Below are 25069 nucleotides of genomic sequence, written 5' to 3' on the forward strand. Positions count from 1 at the left end.
CGCCGGCATAGGTTCCCCAAAATATACCGGCTCCCACTGCCTCTCAGCCACCCTCCCTAGCCGCATGGTTACCGCTATAATCGCCGCCATGTCAGATTTACCCATTTATGAGGTGCTGCCGGCCCTGCTGGACACGCTCAACACCCACAACAATGCCGTACTGCAGGCGCCTCCCGGCGCCGGCAAGACCACCGCCGTGCCATTGGCGCTGCTCCAATCCCCCTGGCTTGAGGGGCGCAAGATCATCATGCTGGAACCCCGTCGTCTGGCCGCCCGCTCGGCAGCGGCGCGCATGGCGGAACTGCTGGGGGAGCCGGTGGGTAAGACCATCGGCTATCAGATCCGCGCGGAGCGCAAATCCAGCGGGGATACCCGGGTTCTTGTAGTGACAGAGGGCATCCTCACCCGCCTGCTGCAATCTGACCCGGAGCTTACCGATACCGCACTGGTCATCTTCGATGAATTCCATGAGCGCAACCTGCAAGGCGACCTGGCGCTGGCGCTGTGCCTGCAGTCGCAGGAGGTGTTGCGGGACGACCTGAAGCTGCTGGTGATGTCCGCCACCCTGGATGCGGAAGCGGTGTCTGGCCTCCTGGGCGATGCACCGGTGATTACCAGTGAGGGGCGTGCCTATCCGGTGGATGTGGAGTATCTCCCGCACCAGCAGGTGCCGGATGACCCGCGCCAGCTGCCCGCGCTGATGGGACGCAAAATCCGCGACCTGATCGAACAGCAGGAAGGCAGCCTGCTGGCCTTTCTTCCCGGCGTGGGTGAGATCCGCCAGGTGGAAAGCGATCTGCGCGACGCGCTCGGCCAACGCCGTGATGTGTTAATCGCCCCGCTCTATGGCGACCTGAAAAAAGAACAGCAGGACGCGGCCATTACCCCCTGCCCCGAGGGCCGGCGCAAAATCGTGCTGGCCACCAATGTTGCGGAAACCTCGCTCACCATCGAGGGCATACGCCTGGTGGTGGATTCCGGACTGATGCGGGAATCCCGCTTCGATCCCAATACCGGCATGAACCGGCTGGTGACCACGCAGATCTCCCAGGCGTCCGCGACCCAGCGCACCGGCCGCGCCGGGCGCCTGAGTGCGGGCCACTGCCTGCGCCTGTGGAGTGAATCCACCCAGCGGGGAATGGCGAAGAAAACCTCCGCGGAAATTCTGCTGAGTGATCTGGCACCGGTCATGCTGGAACTGGCGCAGTGGGGTGTAAGCGATGTGCGTGAACTGCGCTGGCTGGACCTGCCACCGCCCGGGCCAACAGCCCAGGCCCAGGAACTGCTGATAGAACTTGGGGCACTGGACCGCGAACTGCGGATTACCGAGCACGGTAAGAAGATGCTCAGCCTCGGCACCCACCCGCGCCTCGCGCATATGATGCTGAAAAGTGCCGAATTCGGTCTCGAGGAGCAGGCTTGCTTACTTGCGGCGCTGCTCTCCGAGCGGGATATCTTCCGCGGTGAACAGCGCTGGAACCGGGACATTCACAAACGCATGGAGGTGCTGAGCGGCACTTCCAAAAACAACAGCGCGGATTTCGCGGCCATTCAACGTATTCGCCAGCAGGCAAAAATCTGGCGCGCGCAGTTAACCGGCAGCCCGCAACCGAAAACTCAGGCTCCGGACCAGTTTGATACCACCGGTGTGCTGCTGGGCTTTGCCTATCCAGACCGGATCGCGAAAAGCCGCCACGACCGCGAGCGTCGTTTCCTACTGTCCGGCGGACGCGGTGCCCATTTTTCCCACGACGACGAACTGGCGCTGCAGGATTACATCGTCATCGCCGATCTCGACGGACACGGGCGCGACGCGCGCATCCAACTGGCCGCCCGTATCAGCCGCGAAGCGCTCGATGAATATTTTTCCGATCTGATCGAGACCGAAGAATCGGTACGCTGGGACAGCAGCGCCGGACGTGCGATTGCCAGTATTCAGACAAGGCTTGGCAAGCTGGTGCTGGAAGATAAGCCGGCGCAGGATGTTTCCCCGGAACTGTTGAGCCGCGCCCTGCTGGATGCAATCCGCCAAAGTGGCCTGCGTGTACTGCCGTGGAGTACAGAATCCGAAAACCTGCTGGAGCGCGTACGTTTTTTACAGAGCCAACGTGAGAATTTCAGCGATCTACTGGACAGCCTGGCGCTACCCGACTGGACTGAAGCTGCCCTGTTGGAATCGATGGATGACTGGCTTCTGCCGCACCTGAGCGGCTTCAGTAAACTGGATCACCTGAAGCAGCTGGACCTTAAAAATATCCTGCTGACGCAACTGGAGTGGTCTAGCCAGCAACGCCTGGACGAACTGGCCCCCAGCCATATCCAGGTGCCCAGCGGCTCACGCATTGCCATCCAGTACGGCGAAACACCGCCGGTGCTCGCGGTACGCCTACAGGAAATGTTCGGACTCGAACAAACCCCGACCATTCTCAATGGCCGCTACCCCCTGATGATCCACCTGCTCTCCCCCGCACAACGCCCGGTCCAGGTCACGCGGGATCTGACGAGTTTCTGGAAAAATACCTATCAGGAAGTAAAAAAAGAACTTCGGATCAAATACCAGAAACACTTCTGGCCGGATGACCCCACTACCGCGCAGGCGACGAACAAAACAAAAAAGCGGATGTAGTACAGTGGCGTGGCCTTCATAGCGAGAACCACTATTTCTTGACGAGATACCCCATGGCGCACCGGCGCCATAGGGTATGTGAGATTGGTGGGAATCAGTGTTTGGTGAGTTTATCCAGATAGCCCATCAGGAAGGCGGAAAGCACAAAGGTCAGATGTATGATCACGTACCACATTAGCTTGGTATCGTCCGTTCTTTCCACCGCCATGAAGATTTTCAGCAGATGAATCGATGAAATGGCCACGATGCTGGCGGCAATTTTTGCCTTCAGCGACGAGGAATCCATTTTGCCGAGCCAGTTCAGCTTTTCCTCGTCGTCACCAATGTCCAACTGGGACACAAAATTTTCATAGCCACTCATCATCACCATGACCAACAGGCCGCCCACCATGGCGATGTCAATCAGGCTCAGCACCACCAACACCATATCGGCTTCTTTGATGGTGAAAATATGCGCGAGCAGGTGAAAGGTTTCCTTAAAAAACATTATGGCCAGTGCCACCACAGCCAGGCTCAACCCAAGATAGATGGGGGCCAGCAGCCAGCGGGAGCGGTACATGGTTTGTTCGATCAGCTTTTCCAAATTTACCTCAGAGCTGTTTTTTCATTCGCGTTGATAAGGGATTAGTAACAAAAAAATCGCGGCCTGGCCGCGATTTTTTTTATAACTCAGTAATTTTTTAACTCAGTAATACGCCTGAGACTTGTCCGTGTGATCGGTGATGTCTTTCACCCCCGCCAGCTCCGGGATCTTCTCTTTCAGGGTTTTTTCGACGCCCTCTTTCAGGGTCATGTCCACCATCCCGCAGCCCTGGCAGCCACCGCCGAATTTCAATACCGCGTACATATCTTCAGTAACTTCCACCAGGCTCACCTGGCCGCCGTGGGAGGCCAGGCCCGGGTTTACGTCGCTGTAGAGGACGTAGTTGATACGGTCTTCGATGGGGCTGTCGTCGGTCACCTTCGGCATGCGCGAATTGGGCGCACGGATGGTGAGCTGGCCACCCATTTTGTCGGAGGAGTAATCCACCCGGGCTTCGTCCAAGTAGGGAATGCTGCGCCCTTCAAAATAGGCTTTGAGACCGTCCAGCTCCATGGCCACATCACCTTCCTTCTCCTCGCCGGGACGGCAGTAGGCAATACAGGTTTCCGCGTTAGGGGTACCCGGATTGGATACGAACATGCGGATGGCGATACCTTCACAGTCCTGCTTGGCGAGCAGGTCGCGCAGGTACTCCTGAGCGGAATCGGTGATCGTGACGTTCAATTCTGACGGCTGTTCTGACATAGACCTTCTCAAATTACCGGACTTCCTGAAACCGAACCGAACGGGAATAACCAAGCTCGGCGGTCGGGTATTCTACGCCCATCCGCGCCGGAGTGAAACCGGGCCACAGATCCTGCCGGATCAAGCTATGGGGAACGGGTTACCCCGCCTGGGACAGGGTCCACAGAAGAGCGCGCGCGGTGCCCTCAGACGACGCCGGATTCTGCCCGGTTACCAACAGGCCGTCGATACAGACATGGCTCTGCCAGTCCTCAGCCTTGGAATAGTTCGACCCACGCTCCTTGAGCATGTCCTCCACCAGGAAAGGCACCACGTCGGTCAGACCTACGCCATCTTCTTCACTGTTGCTGAAGCCGGTCATTTTTTTGCCGCGGACAAGCGGTTCACCTTGCTCGTCCACGGTGTGACGAAATACCGCCGGCGCATGGCAAACCGCGCCCACCGGTTTGCCCGCGCGGTAGAAGCCGTGAATGATGACCACCGAACGCTGGTCTTCCGCCAGGTCCCACAGTGGGCCGTGGCCGCCGGGGTAAAACAGCGCATCAAAATCGTCAGTATCCACTTCATCCAGTTTTGCGGTGTGCGCCAGGGCCTGTTGAGCGGCTGGATCGTCACGAAAGCGCCGGGTGGCGGGCGTCTGGGCATCCGGGGCGTCACTTTTGGGGTCCAGCGGCGGTTGCCCGCCCTTGGGAGATGCGAGGGTCACATCGGCTCCCGCATCCACGAACACGTAGTAAGGCGCAGCAAATTCCTCCAGCCAGAAGCCGGTTTTCTTGCCGGTATCCCCCAACTCGTCGTGAGACGTAAGCACCATCAGGATTTTCATGGCTTCCTCCCCTGTCGTCAGTCCACCGAGTGTAGTGTGAGGATCGGTTAAATCGCGGCTAGAACCGTTGGTTACAAGGTTATGAATACTCGGTCTTGATACCTGGCTACGGCGCCGAAGAACCCGGCCAACTGTGCTAAGATTGCCGCCCTTTTTGATACCTTGGTTTAAGGAAGTTTCCATGTCCCAGCAGTCCCGCGATCAACGCCTGAAACAGCTGTACGCCGCCCTGGGCGAGCGCATCCTGATTCTGGACGGCGCCATGGGAACCATGATCCAGCGGGAGAAGCTGGGAGAGGCAGATTACCGCGGTGCCCGATTTGCGGACTATCCCTCCGACATCAAGGGCAACAACGACCTGCTGGTGCTTACCCAGCCGGACCTGATCGAGCGGATTCACCGGGACTATCTCGAAGCCGGTGCCGACATCATCGAGACCAACACCTTCAACGCCACCCGCCTTTCCCAGTCTGACTACAACATGGAAGACCTGGTACCGGAGCTTAACCGGGTGGCCGCAGAAGTGGCTCGCCGCGCCGCGGATGCCCTCTCCACCTCGGAAAAGCCCCGCTTCGTGGCCGGGGTGCTGGGCCCAACCTCGCGTACCGCGAGTATTTCCCCGGACGTAAATGACCCCGGTGCGCGCAATGTGACCTTCGAAAAGCTGGTGGAAAACTACATCGAATCCACCCATGCGCTGATCGACGGCGGCTCTGACATCATCCTGATCGAGACCATCTTCGACACCCTGAATGCCAAGGCGGCGATCTATGCGGTACAGGAGGTGTTTGAGCAGCGCGGCTTCGAGCTGCCGATCATGATTTCCGGCACCATCACCGATGCCTCCGGCCGCACCCTATCCGGGCAGACTACCGAGGCCTTCTACTACTCCGTTGCCCACGCCAAGCCGTTGTCCGTAGGCCTGAACTGTGCCCTCGGCGCCACCGAGCTGCGCCCCTATATTGAGGCGCTTTCCGGCGTGTGTGCGGAACATGTCTCCGCTCACCCCAATGCGGGCCTGCCGAATGAGTTCGGTGAATACGATGAGACGCCGCAGGAAACCGCAGCGATTGTGGCGGAATTCGCCCAGAGTGGCTTCATTAATATTCTCGGCGGTTGCTGCGGTACCACGCCGGAACATATCCGCGCGATTGCCGAAGCGGTGGTGGACATCGCTCCCCGCAAGCGCCCGAAAATCAAACCGGCCCTGCGCCTGTCCGGCCTTGAGCCCTACGTGGCCGATGAAACTGCCCTGTTCGTGAACGTGGGTGAGCGCTGCAACGTGACCGGTTCAGCCGCGTTCAAGCGCATGATCATGAACGAGGACTATGACACCGCGTTGCAGGTGGCTGCTGCACAGGTGGAAGACGGGGCCCAGGTCATCGACTTCAACATGGACGAGGCGATGCTGGATTCTGTCGCCGCCATGCGCCGCTTCCTCAACCTGTGCGCCACTGAGCCGGACATCGCCAAGGTGCCGTTCATGGTGGACTCGTCCAAGTGGGAGGTGATCGAGGCGGGCCTGCAGTGCATCCAGGGCAAACCCATCGTCAACTCCATCAGCCTGAAAGAAGGCGAAGAAGAATTTGTCGAAAAGGCCCGCCTGTGCCTGCGCTACGGCGCGGCCGTGGTGGTGATGGCATTTGACGAAACCGGTCAGGCGGATACCTTCCAGCGCAAGATTGAAATCTGCAAGCGCAGCTACGACATCCTCGTGGACAAGGTAGGCTTCAACCCGTCCGATATCATCTTCGACCCGAATATTTTTGCGGTGGCCACCGGTATCGAGGAACACAATAACTACGCGGTGGACTTTATCGAGGCCACCCGCTGGATTCGCAAAAACTTGCCGGGAGCGAATGTCTCCGGTGGCGTTTCCAATGTGTCGTTCTCCTTCCGCGGCAACAACCCGGTGCGCGAGGCGATCCACTCCGTATTCCTCTACCACGCCATCAAGGCGGGTTTGAATATGGGTATCGTCAATGCCGGCATGCTCGAGGTCTACGACGAGCTTCCTGCGGAACTGCGTGACAAAGTCGAAGATGTAATCCTGAACCGCAATGACGATGCCACCGAAGCGCTGCTGGACATTGCGGAAAAATACCGTGGCGACGGTGCGACCGCCGAGCGCAAGGAAGATCTCGCCTGGCGCCAGTGGCCGGTGAAAAAACGCCTGGAACACGCGTTGGTCAAGGGCATCAACAACTACATCGAACAGGACACCGAGGAAGCCCGCCAGCAATCCAGCCGCCCGCTGGATGTGATCGAAGGCCCCCTGATGGACGGCATGAATGTGGTCGGCGACCTGTTCGGCGAAGGCAAGATGTTCCTGCCACAGGTAGTGAAGTCCGCACGCGTAATGAAACAGGCGGTGGCCTACCTGCAGCCCTATATCGAGGAGGAAAAGACCGAGGACAGCAAACCCAACGGCCGTATTCTGATGGCCACCGTAAAGGGTGATGTGCACGATATCGGCAAGAACATCGTCGGCGTGGTACTGGCATGTAACAACTTCGAGGTCATCGACCTCGGCGTGATGGTGCCGGCGGAAACCATTCTGCAGACCGCAAAAGAAAAGCAATGTGACATCATCGGCCTCTCCGGCCTGATCACCCCGTCTCTTGACGAGATGGTGCATGTGGCCGCAGAAATGGAACGCCAGGGCTTTGATCTTCCGCTGTTGATCGGCGGCGCCACCACGTCCAAGGCGCATACCGCAGTGAAAATCGAGCCCCAGTTCAAACGCAACCAGGTGGTGTATGTGGCAGACGCCTCGCGCGCCGTGGGGGTTGCCAGCAGCCTGCTCTCCGACGAGCTGCGCCCGAACTTCGTCAAAGGTGTGCAGGAAGAGTACGTGAAGGTGCGCGAGCGCACCGCGAACCGCAAGCGCAACGATCCGCGCCTGAGCTATGCAGACGCACTGAAAGCCGGCCCGCAGTTCGATTGGGCCAAGTTCAAGCCAGCAGTGCCGAACAAACCGGGTCTGACGGTACTGGACGACTTCCCTCTGGAAAAGCTGGTCGACACCATCGACTGGACACCTTTCTTCATTTCCTGGGATCTCGCCGGAAAATTCCCGGCGATCCTGAACGACGAAGTGGTGGGCGAAGCGGCCACCGATCTGTTCAAGAACGCCCAGATCATGCTCGCCGACATCATCGACAACAAGCGCCTGAAAGCCCGTGCGGTGTTCGGCTTGTGGCCGGCGAATTCTGACGGTGACGACATCGTGGTCTACACCGACGAGAGCCGCAGCGAAGAGCGCGCACGCCTCCACCAGATGCGCCAGCAGGTGCAGAAACGCGGCGGTGACGGCTACTGCCGCTCCCTGGCAGACTTCATCGCACCGGTCGGCTCGGGCGTGGCAGATTACGTGGGCGGTTTTGCGGTGACTACCGGCATCGGCGCCGACGCGCTGGCCGCGGAATACGAGGCCAGGCACGACGATTACAGTGCAATCATGGTCAAAGCGCTGGCAGACCGCCTGGCGGAGTCCCTTGCGGAATACCTGCACCGCGAAGTGCGCAAGCATTACTGGGGTTACCAGGCCGAGGAGACACTCAGCAATGAGGAGCTGATCAAGGAGTCCTACTCCGGTATCCGCCCAGCCCCCGGCTACCCCGCCTGCCCGGACCACACCGAAAAGGCCACCCTGTTCAGGCTGCTGAATGCGGAGGAAAATGCCGGTATCGAACTGACTTCGAGCTTCGCCATGATGCCCGCTGCCGCTGTCAGCGGCTGGTACTTCGCCCACCCGGAGTCAAAGTACTTCAACGTGGGCAAGATCGCACGGGACCAGCTGGAAAGCCTGGCCGAACGCAAAGGTATGAGCGTGGATGAACTGGAGCGCTGGGTGCGACCGAATCTGGAGGACTGATTCGGTCGGAACACTGCAACGTAAAATAATGCGCGGGAAGGAGACCTACATGACAGACAACAATAAAGACCAGAAACCGTCCTTCGGCCAGGTGGTGCTCAGCACCCTGGCCGCCGCCATCGGCGTACAGTCCAACAAAAATAGGGAAAGGGATTTCAAGGGCGGCAGTATCAAGGCCTACATTGCCGCAGGAGTAATCTTCACCACACTCTTCGTGATCGCACTGATCCTGGTGGTGAAGACGGTTTTAAGCAATATGGGATAAGCCCCCAGAACCAACGCCGGGAGCCAGATCCACGGCGTGAAACTCTATCCTTGGGATGCCACCCAAAAGATACAAGTTCCTACAAAGATGGCGACTAACGCGACCGCCGCAAGGGCGTCTACCAGGTTATCGCTATCGTCGGATACAACTACTACTTCTCGGGCTGCTTGATCGCTCATCGCAATACTCCGTCACTCAAGAACTCATTATTGTTTTTAAAGGTAGCAGTACCGCGGAAAAACGGCGGTTGTCCAAGTAGACCAAATCCCCGCAGGACGTGCAACCGCGCGGTTTTACCGCATTTTCGCCAGGACCTGTTGCTTATAACCATCAGTTACTAATTTAGCGGAAAATATTGTTATTTTTTGTATAAGGCGGCTGGTATGTTAACCGCCATCTCAGGGTGGCTGATAGCCTCAAGAAGTCCCGTTGGGAATTGGCTGGGCAGAGACCTGGCACTGCGAGTTGGCGCAAAAAAGCAATGGAATCAAGCTCTTATGTATCAATACGACGAACAGGACCACAAGCTGATCCGGGAACGCGTGGCCCAGTTTCGCGGCCAGACCGAGCGCTATCTCGCCGGTGAGCTGAGTGAGGAACAATTTCTGCCCCTGCGCCTGCAGAATGGCCTGTATATCCAGCGACTGGCGCCGATGCTCCGCATCGCGGTGCCCTACGGCCTCCTTAACAGCACCCAGGTGCGCCGCCTCGCACATATCACCCGCAAATACGACAAGGGGTACGCGCACTTCACCACCCGCCAGAATGTTCAGCTCAATTGGCCGAACCTGGAGGATGTCCCGGATATCCTCGCGGAACTCGCCGAAGTGGAAATGCATGCGGTGCAAACCAGCGGTAACTGTATCCGCAACACCACCACCGACCAGTTCGCCGGCGTTGCCCGCGACGAATTGGTAGACCCCCGCCCCTACTGCGAGCTGATTCGCCAGTGGTCCACCTTTCACCCGGAGTTCGCGTTCCTGCCGCGCAAATTCAAGATCGCCGTATGTGGTGCGGCGGAAGACCGCGCGGCCATACGCGCCCATGATATCGGCGTGCAAATCGTGCAGAACCGTCAGGGTGAAACCGGCTTCCAGGTGTTTGTCGGCGGCGGTCTCGGCCGCACCCCGATCATCGGCGTCGCCATCCGCGATTTCCTGCCGGAGGTGCACCTGCTCTCTTACCTCGAAGCCATTGTGCGCGTGTACAACCAGCTGGGCCGCCGCGACAACAAGTTCAAGGCGCGCATCAAGATTCTGGTGAAAGCGCTCGGCGCGGAAGAGTTTGCCCGCCGCGTGGAAGCGGAGTGGGAACAGATCAAGGACGGCGCCGATGAACTGCCGCCGGAGGCTATCGAATGGTCCAAGCGTTTCTTCCCGCAGCCTGCATATAAATCCGTCAACGGCGGCCATGCCGAGGCAGTCCTGCGCGACCAGGCGGGGTCCGACAAGGCGTTCTCCCGCTGGCTGGAGCGCAACACCTTCCCGCACCGGATCCCCGGTTACCAGGCGGTGACCCTCAGCACCAAGCCCACTGGCATTCCCCCGGGCGACGTTACCGATCGCCAGCTGGAAGCCATTGCCTATCTCGCCGACGAATTCAGCTTCGGCGAAGTGCGGGTTACCCACGAACAGAACGTGGTACTGGCAGATGTGGAACAGGAACGCCTGTATGAACTTTGGCAAGCCGCGCGCAAACACGGCTTCGCCACCCCGAACATCGGCACTCTGACCGACATGATCTGCTGCCCCGGCGGCGACTACTGTTCGCTGGCCAATGCCAAGTCTATCCCGGTGGCGGAAGCGATCCAGCGCAAGTTCGACGACCTGGATTATCTCTACGACCTAGGCGACCTGCACCTGAATATCTCCGGCTGCATGAATGCGTGTGGCCACCACCACATTGGTCACATCGGCATCCTCGGCGTGGACAAGAAGGGCGAGGAGTTTTACCAGATACAACTCGGCGGCAGCGCCAACGAGAAAGCGAGCCTCGGCACCGTGCTGGGCCCCAGCTTCTCCCGCGACCAGATGCCGGACACCATCGGCAAGATCCTCGACGTGTTCGTGGAAAACCGTCAGCCAGAAGAGCTGTTTATTGACACCTACAACCGTATCGGGCTGCAGCCATTCAAGGAGCGTGTGTATGCCAAAGCCAGCTAAGAAACCTGTAGGTGCGCAACCGGAAAACCCGGCACGCCTGATCGTCGACGGTGCCGTGGTGGCAAATCAGTGGAACCTGTTGTCGCTGGACGAGGAAGCCGAAATTTCCGCAGCGAGCCTGGCCCCGGGCAAGGTCATTCTGCCACTCAGTGTCTGGCTAGAACTGCGCAACGAACTGCAAGCACGTAGAGGCGAAATCGGCGTGTGGCTGGACAGTGATGAGACTGCAGACCTGATCGGCGACTACGCCGGCGAGCTGCCGTTGATCGCCGCGCATTTCCCACTGTTTACCGATGGCCGCGCCTTCACCGCCGGCCGCCTGCTGCGTAGCCGCTACGGATTTACCGGCGAGTTGCGGGCGGTTGGCAGCTTCATGCGCGACCAGCTGACCTACCTGAAACGCTGCGGATTCAATGCCTTTGCCTACCAGGGTGAACAGGGCCTGGAAGGCCTGCTGGATTCTCTGCAGGACTTTACCGACAGTTATCAATCTGCAGTAGATCAACCACTGCCGATCTACCGCCGCCGGTCCCTGGCCGGCTGACATCCTCAGGCAGCCGGCACTTACGGGGCCGGCTGCAGCATCCCGCCGCGTGCGTCATGTCCCTACGCACTCACAACATCAGATTTCAGGTTCACGTTCCAGGTTCAGGCCCAGTGAAGCGCCGCAAACCGCGCATCTGCGCTATGATTCGGTCTCGTACGCTCATGGAATTTGGCCTGTATGAATACTTCCCTGCCGGCAACATCAGTGGCCACCCCGGCCGACTGGTGGCCACAACAATTACAACCGGCCAGCGCACTGTTTGCGGAACACCCGCTGCTGGGCGCCATTGCCATATTCGCCGGTGCACTGGTAGTCGCCGTGCTTTGTCGCATGGTGGTATTTAACCAGCTGAAACGCTGGCTCCCCCAAGATGCTTTAGGCCCCGGCTCGCGGCTGCTTGCGCAACTGCAGCGACCGGTGTTCACCACGATTATCTGTGTCGGGCTGATTATTGCGTGCCGTCTGGCGATACCGGACAACAGCCGCATTTTAACCAGCCTGTTAACCACCGTCGTACTGGCGAGCTGGGTTCGCACCTTGTTCCTCCACTGCGGCACATTACTGGAGGTAATCAGTTCCCAGTCGGCACGACTTGCACTGATCGACCAGCGCGCCATCCCCCTCCTCGACCTGACCTGCAAGATGCTGGTCATTCTGTTCGGCAGTTATCTCCTGCTGCTCGTTTGGGGGATCAACCCATTGGGATGGCTTGCGTCCGCCGGTGTGATCGGCATTGCGGTGGGTTTTGCGGCAAAGGACACGTTGGCTAACCTTTTTTCGGGCTTTTTTATTCTCGTCGACGCGCCTTACAAGGTGGGAGATTTTGTGAATCTCGACAGTGGCGAGCGCGGCCGTGTTACCCAAATAGGCCTGCGCAGCACCCGGATACTGACGCGTGGCGACGTGGAAATCACACTGCCCAATTCATTGATCGCGAGCGGCAAGATTGTGAATGAGAGTGGCGGCCCCAGCCCATCCATTCGCGTCACCATCCCCGTGGGCGTGGCCTATGGGTCGGACGCCGAGCAGGTCTGCAAGATTTTGCTGGATGTTGCACTGCAACACCCCGATCTCGCCACCACGCCCGAACCGCGGGTGCGCATGCGACAATTTGGCGCATCCAGTCTCGACTTCGATCTACTCGTCTGGATTTCACTGCCGGAAGAGCGCGGACGCATCCGCCACGAGCTGCTGATAGGCATTTACAAGGCCTTGACGGTACATAAGGTAGAAATTCCGTACACCAAATCGGATATCTACATCAAAGAGTGGCCGCGGGCAGCCGGTGCAGCACCGCAACAGGCAGAGATGGCAGTTCGCACTCACGCATCCGGCCAATTGGCAGAGAACACCTCTGAACCCAACTGAGTAATTATTGGCAACAAGTAAGCCGCTCCAAACACTAGAGCGGCTGATCTGCCACAGCTGCCGATTGCGCGACAACCTCTTTCGCCAGCCAGTCGAGCCCTGCCCGGCCCTGCAACGTTCGCCCGGTCATCAGCAACTGCAACTGTGGCAGGTGCGCGAATTCTGCAGTTACTTTCGCCAGCACTTGCTGCTGCAGCGCCCATGCGCCCCGCAGAAACTCCACCTCTTCCGCCTCCTCAGGCAACAATCGGTTTAATACCAGCCCGGCAATCGGGATGTTCGCCTCACTGAGTGCTGCTGCCGCACGCAGGGTTTCTTCCAGGGGAAGGGATTCTGCCGTCATTACAAACAGAAAGCCGGTGGCACCCGGGTCGCACAATACCTGCGCGGATTCGCGAAAGCGCTGCTGGCGCTCAAGCAATGGTGCGAGAACTGGCGGTAAATTGTTGCGGGGTTTCTCCCGTTCTGGCGAAGACGTGCGCGGGATGCGGAGAGAGCCAATCACATCACGAAAGCGCTCAGCGCGTTTTTTCTGCGACACCAGCCCATCCACCCAGGTGCACATCACCGCAGGTAGCGACAACAAGCGCAAAGTGTGCCCGGTGGGGGCGGTATCGAAAATAATCAGGTCGTACTCGTGCCGACGCTGGATCACGCGGGTAATTTCATCCAGCAGTGCAGCTTCTTCCGCACCCGGGGAGTGGCGCGTGAGTTGCAGTTGCTTTTCTAGCTGGGGGCGCAAGTTGATGGCTACATGGGGCAACATCTGGCTGCGCACCGATTCCAGATACGCATCCAGCGCCGCGTGTGGGTTCAACTCCTGAGCAAACAAACCACTACCCGCCCAGGGGATCTGCTGGGGGCCCTTGGTTCCGAGAATACATTCGAACAAGTCACTGAGATTGTGTGCGGGGTCGGTGGATATCAGCAGGGTTTTGCGACCGCGGTTTGCCGCAGCCACCGCGAGGCTCGCTGCCACCGTGCTTTTGCCTACGCCGCCCTTGCCGCCCACCATCAACAGCCGGCGCTGTAACAGCTGATCGAGATTGAGCGATGTTGCCGCAGGATTATCGGGCATCAGCAGCAGCGCAATTCGTCGAGGGGGGATCGCTCCATACCCATGCGCCGGTGCCATTCGTGAAAGCGCTCCAGCATCAGCGGCTGTAATTCCAGCGTATACAGGCTCACCGGATTGGGAATACCGAGGGACTCCGCATATACCAGCAGCATGAACAGGTCCTCTTCGTCCCTCTCGGCACGGGCCAGAGCACTGCGATAGGGGCCGTTGTAATAGGCCTCCAGTTGTTCGCCGATTCTGCGAAATACCAGCTTCAGATTCTTCGGCAATCCAGGTTTTTGCGGTGTATCCATCACCTCACCCTCTTCCGCTTGGAATTGAACGCTTTACGCAATCCTTATTTCATCAATCCAGATTCATTTACTTACTCAGGACTCGCCGCTGACGGAGTCCCGTGCAGGTCTTTTAAACGCAGACGCGCACTCCAGGGTCACCAGAATCGCCGCCACTAACACCACCACATCAAGCCCCAACAGAAACCAGTCTCTTTTCTGATAGAACTCGTTCAACTGGATCACCAGCGCCGCCAACGTCATCACCAGCAGGAACACCAGCGGGATCAAGGTGATCCACATGGGGCGCTTGAGCCGCACCAGCATCACCGTGACCACCAACAACGTGAGCCCGGCGAGCAACTGGTTGGTGGTACCGAACAGCGGCCAGATCAGCAGTCCACCGGAACCCTCAGCACCGCCAGCGCCAAACGCCAGCAGAATGCAGCAGCCCACCGCCATAAGCGTCGCCGGCAGCGGCCTGCCGAGCCAGTGAATGCGGTAGATCTCACCGAACTCCTGAAAAATATAGCGCTGCAGGCGCAATCCGGTATCCATGGTGGTGCCGGCAAACAGCGCGGCCATCACCGTCAGGATGGTGGCGGACACTTCCGTATCGATGCCCACCCCGTTATGCAGAATGGTGGCCCCGCCGTCTACAAACGCCTGCACCCCACCCTGGCCGAACGCGCTATACACCCCCTGCCATTCGCCGAGTGTCGCGAATCCCGCGGAGACAGCAATGATCGCCGCCAGCGCCAGTGCACCCTCACCCACCGAGCCGAAATAGCCCACGAAGCGAGCATCGGGCTCCTTGTCCAACTGCTTTGATGTGGTGCCCGAAGCCACCAGGCCATGGAAGCCGGAAATCGCCCCGCAGGCGATGGTCACAAACAACAGGGGAATCAACGGCGGTGCCCCCGCCGGCACATTGTGGTTGATCATCGGCGCCACGACCTCAGGGCTCGCGATCAGCACAGCACCGTACAGCAGGATCAACCCCACAAACAGTTGCAACCCGTTGATATAGTCCCGCGGCTGTAACAGCACCCACACCGGCAGCAGCGAGGCGATGGCCGCATAGGCGAACAGAATCAGAATCCACGCCGCACCATCGGACAAACCGAAAACCCGCTCCGGCAGTACAACAGGTATATCCGGACCGATATAGATCAGGGTGTACAGCGCAACGACGCCCAGCAGGGAAACCAGTGCGAGATTTAACTTGAACCGGTAAATCGCCTGACCAATCACCAGCGCCACCGCAATCGCACCCCAGATCGGCACTACCGAGGCGGGATTCTTGATCAGAAGGCCGGCGATCACTACGCCAAATACGGCGTTGACCATCAGCAACACCAGGAAAATCACGATCATGAAAATGGTACGGGCCCGCTTGCCCACCACCTGACCGGTGAGCGAGCCTACGGAAAGTGCGCGATTGCGCACACTGGCCCAGATGGCACCACTGTCGTGTACCCCGGCAAAAAAGATGGTGCCGAGCACCACCCACAGAAATGCGGGCAGCCAGCCCCAGATTACTGCGATCGCAGGCCCCACAATGGGCGCGGCACCGGCTACGGAAGTAAAGTGATGTCCCCACAGCACAAATTTATTGGTGGGCACAAAATCCACACCATCTTCATATTCGTGGGCAGGGGTGATGAAGTCCGGATCAAAACGATAAATGCGATCGGCAATAAAGCGAGAATAAAAGAGGTAGCCCGCGGCCATGCCGCCAAGCCCAAGCAACATCAGCAAAATTGCGCTCATGCAAACTATCCCTGTTGTGCATTATTTTCCGCGCAGAGCCTCTCACGGCCTCGCTGCCATCACGATTTCACTGACTCGTGAATTCACTGAATAGTAGCGCAGTCGCCGTTTACCACACGACTATTGGCGCCTAATTGCCTTTATTTGGCGCCTGAAAAGACAATTGCACGCTCAGCGTTCCACCTTGCAATACATCTCCGGTGCGCCGTAGCCCCACACGATGGTGGCTTCCCCCTGGTGCTCCCAGATGCTTTCGTTACGCCCGACATAGTGGCTGCCACTGCCACTGCGCGTAACGCGCATAATCGACTCACCCCCTTTGTAGCGGGCGAGCAGCGCGGGCGGCTCTGTCGCGAAGTAGGTGACGGTTACCACGAGGCCGTCACAAAGATAGGTGGCAGACCCCGTGGTGGGGACCAGCCTGTATTGAATTTGCAGCTCAGATATACGCTGCTGGTAACTGGCGGCCACGCACTGATGCTTGTCCTCCGCCTTCCAGCAATCGTTGCGCCCTTTGATCCAACCCCGCTGGCTGGCTTTGAAATATTTATCCTGCTGCGCTGTCTGCGTATTGCTGGCTGCCGCGAAAACCTCTGCCATTTGACGGTCGAGTGCGGCGAGAGTTTTATCACTGCAGATCAGCTCTTCGATGGAGCTGTCCAGCTGTGCGCTGCAATCGTAGGAGGGTTTGGCATCCCTTGGCACCGGGGCTTTGGCAAAGTTGTCTTCCGCGGCCTGTACCGCCAGTGAGAATTCCCCCCCACTGGGTGCCGCCTCCAAACTTATTGGCGCGTTCCGCTCACAGGCGGCCAATGTCGCTACCGCGACCAGCCCCAGGAAAATCGCAATCCCGCCTTTTCGTCCTGAAAATGAATACGGCATACGCCCTCCTCTCTGCCATCACCGGCAGGAGCCTCTAGATCACGCCCTGCTCACGCAGGTGTCCAATTTCCTCATCCTTCATGGACAACAGAGAATGTAAAAGTTCTTCCGTATGCTGCCCGAGTACCGGTGGCGCCTGCTCGTATTGCAGGGGTGAAGCGGAAAATCCGAGCGGATTGCGCACAGTTTTGACCTTGCCGGCTACCGGATGGTGCTGCTCGACCACCATGCCCCGCGCCAGTACCTGGGGATCTGCAAACACCTGCGCCAGATTATTAATAGGCCCACAGGGCACATGGGCGTCGCTCAGCTTTTCCAGCCACCAAGCCGCGGGCCGTTGACGGGTCGCCTGCTCGATCACGGGTACCAGTTCAGCGCGCGCCTGCACCCGTGCGGTATTACTGGCATACGCGGGGTTTTGCGCGATCTCATCCAGCTCGGCAATGGCACAGAACTTCTGGAACTGGGCATCATTGCCCACCGCCAACATGAAATAGCCATCACTCGCCGGCACCGCCTGATAGGGAACGATATTAGGGTGTGCCGTACCCTGCCGTTCGGGGCTTTTACCGGTAGTGAGATAATTCTGGGCCTGGTTGGCAAGCCAGGCCACCTGGGTATCCAGCAGTGCCAGGTCAATCTGCTGACCCTCCCCGGTTCTGTCGCGGTGAATTACCGCGGCGAGAATTCCTGAAACCGCATACATACCGGTCATCAGGTCCGCCACCGCAACCCCCACTTTTTGCGGGCCAGCGCCGGGCTGTCCCTCGGGCACACCGGTCAGGCTCATCAGCCCCCCCATGCCCTGGATCATGGCGTCGTAGCCGGCGCGATTGGCATAGGGGCCAGTCTGGCCGAAGCCGGTAATCGAGCAGTAGATGATCTTGGGGTTTACCGCGCGGACGGCGTCGTAATCGAGCCCGTACTTTTCAAGGCCGCCCACCTTGTAGTTTTCCAGCAATACATCGCACTGCTTCGCCAGTGCGAGAATCAGCTGCTGCCCCTCGGCACTGGTGATGTCGACGGTGATGGATTTCTTGCCGCGGTTGGCGCACAGGTAGTAGGCCGCCTCATTGGTATCCTCACCGGCCACATTCTTCAGATAGGGAGGTCCCCAATGTCGGGTGTCGTCGCCCTTATGCGGACGCTCGACCTTGATGACTTCTGCCCCGAAATCCGCCAGTACCTGGCCGGCCCAGGGGCCCGCCAGAATACGACTGAGATCGAGAACCTTGAGATGCGCCAGCGGACCGGCCATAACTACCGCCTCATTCTAAAAAGTGATCACAAATACAGATGCGTACAGTACCAGCACCGCGGCAATAAAACAGGTACCAATTGGTCTAAAACTGGAACGGCCGTACACTCACGGCAACGCAAACCGCAAAACGAATCCCAAATAATCGATAACAGGATAGCGAGATGGTCGAGACCGCAATGAACAAGCAGCAACAGCCGCGCGCTGGAAAAGCACCTGAATTTCGCAGTTTTCGCGACTTCTACCCCTACTACCTGAAAGAACACAGCAACCTGACCTGTCGCCGGTTGCACTTCGTCGGCACCAGTCTGGTGATCGCCCTGCTGGCGACGGCGCTGATCACCGGCCAGTGGTGGTATTTCGCGGCGCTGCCCTTTGCCGGATATGGCTTTGCCTGGATCGGGCATTTCTTTTTCGAACACAACCGCCCCGCTACCTTCAAGCATCCGCTCTACTCCCTGTGGGGTGATTTCGTGATGTACAAGGATATGTGGCTGGGCAATATCGAGCGCTAAGACAGCTAGGAAAGTCCGTATTTACGCAACTTATTGGCGACGGCGGTGTGGGAAATACCCAGCCGTCGTGCCAGCTCCCGGCTGGAATGCTGTGCGGGCGGTGTTTCCGCCAGCAACTCCGCAAGGATTGCGCGCTCCACCTTTTCCATCTGTTCCGTCAAGCTCAATCCCCGCCCCCAGTCTCGCCAAGGTAATTGCTCCACCGCCGGTTCATCGGGAAAGTCCTCTGGGGCCAGCACACTGCCGCCCCGCCCCCGCAAGTGAGCAAAAGCTGCCTGCAGATATTGAGAGAGTTCGGTCAGGTTGATCGGCCAGTCTCGCAGTTTGAGCATGTGTACAACATCATCCGCCAACGGGCCATCGACCTCGCCAAGCTCCTGCAGAATCAGGGAAGAAAGGCGTCCGATCACCGGCCGCATTACGCGTAGCGGTGGCAGATTAATCTGGTTCGCGGCGAACAATTGCTGCAGGGGACGCTGCAGGCTGTCGAGAGATCGGGCCGAAGCAATCAGCCGTGGGCGAAATCGGCCGTGAAGGATCATTTCCGCGAGACCGAGCTGCACCGCCTCCGGTGCAAGATCCAGATCATCCACCAACGCAATTGCGGTCTCCGCCTGCACTGCGGCGGCCGCCAGCGCCGAAGACGTAAAGGTCGCGCCCCGAAATTGCTGTAGTTGCCCGTATTCCGCCAGCGGACTGAGATAGTAGGCCGCATCGAGAAAGGTACTTTTGCCAGTGCCACGCTCGCCGCTGAGTAGCAGCGCTTCCCGCAATGGTGCGAGCTGTTGCAGGCGCAAACAGCACTCGCGGCGCTTATCGAGATCCCACAATACCCGCGGTGTGGGCGGCTCCATGGAGGCATCCTTGTCCCGCGCGTGTTCCTGCACCTGAAGAGTCAACACCGCACCTGCCAGTGAAGTGACTTGCCCCGGATCATCCGCCAGCGCAATGGGCGACCAGTCCAGCAGGTAATCGCGGCCGCGCACCGTTACCGGAAAACCGTATCGCGGCGCAGTGATCCCCCGCAGCAGCTCTTCCAGCTGCAAACGGGGCATGAAGCGCTGCAAATGCATACCGGGCACCTGACCCAGGCTCACGCCGAAGGCACGCGCCGCCGCGAGATTGGCGGCGACAATCTGCCCCTCCCGGTCGACGGAAAGTACCGGGAAGCCCACGTGGCGCAGCAGGGTATCCAGTTCGAAGTGCCGGCGCTCGGAGGGAATCAGGGCAATGCGGCGCACTTTCTGCACCCCGGGGACCCGCTGCAGCGCCCTTTCGATGGATTGAAATTGGGCGACCAGCAGTCCGGGGGCAGACAGGTAGACCTTGTCACCACTGTCACCGCCGATCTCACCGGTACGCACGTTGACCCGGAAATCGGCAAAGATCGCCATAATTTCCTGAAGGATACCTACGCGATCACTACAGGTTATTTCAATTCTCACGGCACACCTGTAAACAATTATTTACAGGAAGTGTAGCCAGTTGCTGACTGTAGCTTCAAGTTCACTCCGGCAACCCCTGCCGAACCCGCGTCCGGGTGTCTAAAAATAGAGAGTACGAATAACAACAGATGAGGCGGCACACCCTGACCGCCCACAGAGGTAACAGCCCATGAGCGCTACGAAAAAACCCAGCAAATATGTCGCGCGCGAGCCCGACGCCAGCGGCTTCATCGAATACACCGAACTCGAACACCAGACCTGGCAGCAGCTGATCGAGCGCCAGCTACAGGTCATACCCGGTCGCGCCTGCGACGAATACCTGCACGGCCTTGAACTACTCGACCTGCCCCGCGACCGCATCCCGCAACTGGAAGAGGTAAGCGCCGTGTTGCGCCGCGAAACCGGCTGGGAGTGCGCGCGTGTACCTGCGCTGATCGGTTTCGAAACCTTTTTCCGACTGTTGTCTGAGCGCAAATTCCCGGTGGCAACGTTTATCCGCACCCCGGAAGAATTCGACTACCTGCAGGAACCGGACATCTTTCACGAGATCTTTGGCCACTGCGCCATGCTCACCAACCCGGCCTTTGCCAATTTCACGCAGAATTACGGCGAGCTGGGGCTGAACGCCTCCCCCAAAGAGCGCGCCTATCTTGCACGCCTCTACTGGTTCACCGTGGAGTTCGGCCTATTGAACACCAAAGATGGGCTGCGCATTTACGGCGGCGGCATTCTGTCCTCACCGAAAGAAACGCTATATGCACTCAGTGATGAGCCGGTACGCGCAGAGTTTGACGTGGTGGACGCGCTGCGAACTCCCTACCGCATCGACATAGTGCAACCCATCTATTACGTCCTCCGCGACCTCGAGAACCTGCAGCAGCTCACCGAGATCGACCTGATGGCACGCGTGCGCGAAGCCATGGCCGCAGGCCTGTACGAACCGATGTTCCCACCGAAGGAAGCCGCCTGATTCCTCAGGACAATTTTCCAACATCTCCCTGTTGACTGGCCGGGCATCGCCCGGCCTTTTTTGTTGCCGGCATAGCGCAGAGAAAATTCCACTACTGACACCCCGGAACTGAGATTATCGTTACCAGCAAGACACGGGGCACAGCAAAGGATTCTTCCGAGGCTCACCAAAGTCGGATCTCGCTGCGCCCTCCAAAATTACTGGGGTATTTTGTTGCTAGGGATAGCGAATTGGATACGCTTTATGGAACCGATCCCCGCGTTTTCGGGAGATATGTAGAACTATGTCCTCACTCGACGCGATTGATCGACAACTTCTTGCCATCCTCCAATCTGATGTTAGTCTCTCCATCGAAGAGCTGGCCGAGCGCGTGGGTCTTACCAAAACCCCCTGCTGGCGCCGGATACAGAAATTGGAGAAAAGCGGCATCATTCGCCGCAAGGTCGCACTGCTGGACGCGGAAGTCCTGGGACTGCCGGTGTCGGTGTTTGCCCAGGTAAAAACCAACCAGCACAGCGCGGAATGGGCGGAGTCCTTTTCCAGTGCCATGGCCGATCTGCCAGAGGTAGTGGACTGCTACCGCATGGCGGGCGACTACGACTACATACTTCGCGTCGTGGTCAGCGACGTGGCCGCCTACGACCGCTTCTACAAAAGGTTGATCGCCCACTCGGGCATCTCCGATGTAGCGTCCAATTTCGCCATGGAGCAGATCAAAAGCACAACCGAACTGCCCATACCGCCGGGAGAATAACCCCAGCTCAAATACTGATAAATTTGCCCGCGGAAGATCCCCGCGGGCGCAGTCATTTGAGGTTGTCATGTCCGCAAACGGTTCACCAGAAATCAATAACAAAACCGAATCCTTGCTTCAGCGTATTCGCGACAATGTCATCGGCGAACGCATGCCGATGCAGACCCCGTTCGGGCAACGGCCGCTGATTTACGCCGATTACACCGCATCAGGCCGAGCACTGACCTTTATCGAGGATGCGATTCGCAACCGGGTACTCCCCTGGTACGCCAATACCCACACCGAGACCTCGGCCACCGGACGCCAGACCACGGCCTTCCGCGAACAGGCACGCGCGGCCATTCGCAAATCCGTGAATGCCAGTGATGAGCACGCAATTATTTTTTGTGGCGCCGGTGCCACTGCGGCAGTCAACCGCTTGGTGGACTCCCTCGGCCTGCGCGCGGACTGCTACAGCAGATTCGGCGGCAGCGCCGGACAGATTCCGGAGAACAAACGCCCGGTGGTTTTCATCGGTCCCTACGAACACCACTCCAACGATCTGCCCTGGCGCGAGTCCATCGCCGACGTCGTCACCATCCCGCTGAACGCAGCTGGCGGTGTCGACCTCGAAGCCCTGCAAAACGCCCTCGACCAGTACGCCGAGCGCCCGCTGAAGATTGGCAGCTTCTCCGCCGCCTCCAACGTCACCGGCATCCGCACCGACGTCGATGCCGTTACCCGCTTGCTGCACAAAAACGGCGCCCTCTCTTTCTGGGACTATGCCGCCGCCGCACCTTACGTGGGCATTGATGTTAAAGGCGAAGACGAACTCAGCAGCAAGGACGCCCTGTTCATCTCCCCGCATAAATTCGTCGGCGGCCCAGGCACCCCCGGCCTGCTGATCGTGCGCCGCTCACTGCTGCCGCAAAGCCAGCCCTCCGTCACCGGCGGCGGCACCGTGTCCTGGGTGAGCCCCGGTCGACACACCTACCTGCCCGCCGGCGAACGCCGTGAAGAAGCCGGCACCCCGGCCATCGTGGAATCCGTGCGCGCCGGTATGGCATTTGCTCTGAAAGACCAGGTCGGCGCCGATGTCATCGAAGCCCGCGAAGCCCACTGGCTCGCCCGCGCCTTCGCGCGCTGGAGCGGCAAAGAGAACATCCAGATCCTAGGTGGCACCGAAGCCGAGCGCGTCAGCATCGTCTCCCTGCACCTGCTGCACGACGGCAAACCTCTGCATCACGGATTCGTCGTCGCCCTGCTGAACGACCTGTTCGGTATCCAGGTCCGCGGCGGCTGCTCCTGCGCCGGCCCCTACGGCCACCACCTGTTGCACCTCACCGACGAACAGAGCACCGCCATCGAACAACTGGTGAGCGAAGGCGAGAGCATTCTCAAGCCGGGCTGGGTGCGACTGAACTTCAACTATTTCCTCGATGAAGAGACCGTTGACTACCTGATCGACGCCATCGAACTCATCGCCGAATTTGGCCACCGCATGCTGCCCTACTACCAGTACGACACTGCACACGGGGTATGGCGCTACCAGGGCGAGAAGGCGAGCGATCCGTTCGCACTCGAATTTGCAACCGACATTTCGGCGCCGACCAAGGTCGACACCCCGCTGGCGCAATTTATTCAGCAGGCGCGTCCGATTCTGGAAAACCCACCGGGGGAAATTTGTGAGCAGCCAATTCTGTCTGAGAAAGGAGAGAGCTTGCGCTGGTTCAAGCTTTGAAAATTTTCAAATGCTAACGAAGAGCCAAAACACGAATTGAAGGACGAGTGCCGGGTATCTGTTTTCAAAAGCGTCGGCAACAGGGATGTATTGAAGGGGGGCGCCTAGCCCGGTTTTGAAAACAGATACCCGATGCTCGGCCGCCACAAAACTGGACCAAAGCACCCAAACAAACAATCGCACCATTGAAAACCGACACAATCCCCACCCATAATGCCTGAACAACGAATTTCTCCAGTCTGCTACAAGGATGCGCAGTGCCCGAGACCTCCCTGTTCCAGTCGTTTTTCCTGATCTTCACCGGCGCCGCCATCGTCGCCTCGCTCGCCCTATGGGGCCGCCAACCCCTGCTTGTCGCCTATATCGCCCTCGGCGTACTGCTCGGCCCCTCCGCTCTTGGCATCATCGACAACGTCGAACTCATGGCCGAAATGTCCAACATCGGCATTATCTTCCTGCTGTTCCTGCTCGGCCTCGACATGCAGCCCAAGGCACTCATTTCCGTGCTGCGCAAAGCCACCTTCGTCGGCCTGATAAGCTCCGCTATATTCCTCGGCCTGGGCTACGCCATCGGCAGATTGTTCGGTTTCACCAGTACCGAATCCTGGGTAATCGGCATGGCCATGATGTTCTCCAGCACCATCATCGGCATCAAACTCCTGCCCACCACCGTACTGCACCACAAACACCTGGGTGAAATGATGGTCGGCCTGCTGCTGTTCCAGGATTTCGTCGCCATCACCTGCCTGATGATTTTATTGAGCGGCAGCACCGGCTCCGTGGATTTCACCCGTCTCGGTATCTCCTTCGCGGCGCTGCCCCTGCTAATCGCCCTGGCCTGGGGCGCCGTGCGCTATGTGTTGCAGCCGCTGCTGGCAAAATTCGACCGCTTCCACGAATACGTGTTTCTGCTGGCGCTGGGCTGGTGTATGGGACTTGCGGAACTGGCGGAAATCATGGGTCTGTCGCGGGAAATCGGCGCCTTTATCGCCGGCATCACCCTCGCCACCAGCCCAATTTCCCAGTACATCGCACTCAGCCTTAAGCCTTTGCGCGACTTCTTCCTGATCCTGTTCTTCTTCAGCCTCGGCGCGCAGTTCCATCTGGAAATGGTCCCCCAAATCGCCCTGCCCGCGCTGGTGACGGCCATCGCTGTACTGGTGATAAAACCGGTGGTATTCCGCTACCTCCTTGGGCAACAGAGTGAGCGGACCATACTCGCGTGGGATATCGGCTTCCGCCTCGGGCAGATCAGCGAGTTCTCACTGTTGATTGCGTACCTGGCCATGAGCCAGCAATTGATAGGCAGCGCCGCTTCACACCTGATTCAGGCAACGGCGATTCTTACCTTCCTAGTTTCTTCTTATATTGTGGTTTTGAACTTCCCCAATCCTATTGCGATCAAGGACCATTTGCGCAGGGATTAGAGATTTTTTATTGGTG

At 58.8% G+C, this 25069-nt stretch carries 20 protein-coding genes; 11 read left to right on the forward strand and 9 right to left on the reverse strand.

Going from position 1 to position 25069, the window contains the following annotated elements:
* The first annotated feature begins 88 nt into the window (after positions 1-88).
* Positions 89-2626 carry an ATP-dependent helicase HrpB gene (gene hrpB, locus R5R33_RS01045; protein WP_318954229.1) on the forward strand — a complete coding sequence of 846 codons (2538 nt, stop codon included), beginning with the start codon at positions 89-91 and terminating at the stop codon, positions 2624-2626.
* A 94-nt stretch (positions 2627-2720) separates the two neighbouring features.
* Here the strand turns inward: hrpB and R5R33_RS01050 are convergent, their stop codons facing one another.
* From R5R33_RS01050 to R5R33_RS01060, 3 genes are all read right to left on the reverse strand, one after another.
* A complete protein-coding gene (locus R5R33_RS01050) occupies positions 2721-3209 on the reverse strand; it encodes a TIGR00645 family protein (protein ID WP_280320770.1) in 489 nt (162 codons plus the stop codon).
* Between the two features lie 102 nt (positions 3210-3311).
* Positions 3312-3914, reverse strand: a complete 603-nt coding sequence (gene nfuA / locus R5R33_RS01055) for a Fe-S biogenesis protein NfuA (protein WP_318954230.1) — start codon at positions 3912-3914, stop codon at positions 3312-3314.
* A 139-nt stretch (positions 3915-4053) separates the two neighbouring features.
* The gene (locus R5R33_RS01060; protein ID WP_318954231.1) at positions 4054-4740 is read right to left on the reverse strand and encodes a type 1 glutamine amidotransferase domain-containing protein; all 687 of its coding nucleotides are present in this window, start codon (positions 4738-4740) and stop codon (positions 4054-4056) included.
* Between the two features lie 181 nt (positions 4741-4921).
* On the opposite strand from R5R33_RS01060, the gene metH reads away from it, so the two are divergent.
* From metH to R5R33_RS01085, 5 genes are all read left to right on the forward strand, one after another.
* On the forward strand, positions 4922-8617 hold the full coding sequence (gene metH / locus R5R33_RS01065; protein ID WP_318954232.1) for a methionine synthase: 3696 nt from the start codon (positions 4922-4924) through the stop codon (positions 8615-8617).
* Between the two features lie 49 nt (positions 8618-8666).
* Complete coding sequence (locus R5R33_RS01070; protein ID WP_318954233.1) at positions 8667-8882, forward strand: DUF2970 domain-containing protein; 216 nt, start codon at positions 8667-8669, stop codon at positions 8880-8882.
* A 497-nt stretch (positions 8883-9379) separates the two neighbouring features.
* Complete coding sequence (locus tag R5R33_RS01075) at positions 9380-11044, forward strand: nitrite/sulfite reductase (RefSeq protein ID WP_318954234.1); 1665 nt, start codon at positions 9380-9382, stop codon at positions 11042-11044.
* On the forward strand, positions 11028-11588 hold the full coding sequence (locus R5R33_RS01080) for a DUF934 domain-containing protein (RefSeq protein ID WP_318954235.1): 561 nt from the start codon (positions 11028-11030) through the stop codon (positions 11586-11588). Before R5R33_RS01075 ends, R5R33_RS01080 begins: the two co-directional genes overlap by 17 nt.
* Before the next feature lie 180 nt (positions 11589-11768).
* On the forward strand, positions 11769-12959 hold the full coding sequence (locus tag R5R33_RS01085) for a mechanosensitive ion channel family protein (protein WP_318954236.1): 1191 nt from the start codon (positions 11769-11771) through the stop codon (positions 12957-12959).
* A 34-nt stretch (positions 12960-12993) separates the two neighbouring features.
* Here R5R33_RS01085 and R5R33_RS01090 read toward each other — a convergent pair whose 3' ends face one another.
* From R5R33_RS01090 to R5R33_RS01110, 5 genes are all read right to left on the reverse strand, one after another.
* On the reverse strand, positions 12994-14037 hold the full coding sequence (locus R5R33_RS01090) for an ArsA family ATPase (RefSeq protein ID WP_318954237.1): 1044 nt from the start codon (positions 14035-14037) through the stop codon (positions 12994-12996).
* On the reverse strand, positions 14037-14330 hold the full coding sequence (locus R5R33_RS01095; protein WP_318954238.1) for a cory-CC-star protein: 294 nt from the start codon (positions 14328-14330) through the stop codon (positions 14037-14039). The genes R5R33_RS01090 and R5R33_RS01095 overlap by 1 nt, the downstream gene beginning before the upstream one ends.
* Before the next feature lie 75 nt (positions 14331-14405).
* A complete protein-coding gene (locus R5R33_RS01100) occupies positions 14406-16082 on the reverse strand; it encodes a carbon starvation CstA family protein (protein ID WP_318954239.1) in 1677 nt (558 codons plus the stop codon).
* A 171-nt stretch (positions 16083-16253) separates the two neighbouring features.
* Entirely contained in the window at positions 16254-16964 is a 711-nt protein-coding gene (locus R5R33_RS01105; RefSeq protein ID WP_318954240.1) for an MliC family protein, read from the reverse strand.
* A gap of 34 nt (positions 16965-16998) precedes the next feature.
* Entirely contained in the window at positions 16999-18222 is a 1224-nt protein-coding gene (locus R5R33_RS01110; protein ID WP_318954241.1) for a CaiB/BaiF CoA transferase family protein, read from the reverse strand.
* A 164-nt stretch (positions 18223-18386) separates the two neighbouring features.
* On the opposite strand from R5R33_RS01110, the gene R5R33_RS01115 reads away from it, so the two are divergent.
* Positions 18387-18737 carry a DUF962 domain-containing protein gene (locus R5R33_RS01115; RefSeq protein ID WP_318954242.1) on the forward strand — a complete coding sequence of 117 codons (351 nt, stop codon included), beginning with the start codon at positions 18387-18389 and terminating at the stop codon, positions 18735-18737.
* Between the two features lie 5 nt (positions 18738-18742).
* Here R5R33_RS01115 and R5R33_RS01120 read toward each other — a convergent pair whose 3' ends face one another.
* Entirely contained in the window at positions 18743-20182 is a 1440-nt protein-coding gene (locus tag R5R33_RS01120) for a TyrR/PhhR family helix-turn-helix DNA-binding protein (protein ID WP_318954243.1), read from the reverse strand.
* 169 nt (positions 20183-20351) lie between these two features.
* Between R5R33_RS01120 and phhA the strand changes: the two genes are divergently transcribed.
* The 4 genes from phhA (at position 20352) to R5R33_RS01140 (ending at position 25053) form a co-directional block, all read left to right on the forward strand.
* Positions 20352-21152 carry a phenylalanine 4-monooxygenase gene (gene phhA / locus R5R33_RS01125; RefSeq protein ID WP_318954244.1) on the forward strand — a complete coding sequence of 267 codons (801 nt, stop codon included), beginning with the start codon at positions 20352-20354 and terminating at the stop codon, positions 21150-21152.
* 283 nt (positions 21153-21435) lie between these two features.
* The gene (locus R5R33_RS01130) at positions 21436-21906 is read left to right on the forward strand and encodes an Lrp/AsnC family transcriptional regulator (protein WP_318954245.1); all 471 of its coding nucleotides are present in this window, start codon (positions 21436-21438) and stop codon (positions 21904-21906) included.
* Positions 21907-21973: 67 nt separating this feature from the next.
* Complete coding sequence (locus R5R33_RS01135) at positions 21974-23626, forward strand: aminotransferase class V-fold PLP-dependent enzyme (RefSeq protein ID WP_318954246.1); 1653 nt, start codon at positions 21974-21976, stop codon at positions 23624-23626.
* 257 nt (positions 23627-23883) lie between these two features.
* Positions 23884-25053, forward strand: a complete 1170-nt coding sequence (locus R5R33_RS01140; protein WP_318954247.1) for a cation:proton antiporter — start codon at positions 23884-23886, stop codon at positions 25051-25053.
* Positions 25054-25069 lie beyond the last annotated feature (16 nt).

It is taken from the genome of Microbulbifer pacificus (assembly GCF_033723955.1).
In the GTDB taxonomy this organism is placed as follows: Bacteria; Pseudomonadota; Gammaproteobacteria; order Pseudomonadales; family Cellvibrionaceae; genus Microbulbifer; species Microbulbifer pacificus.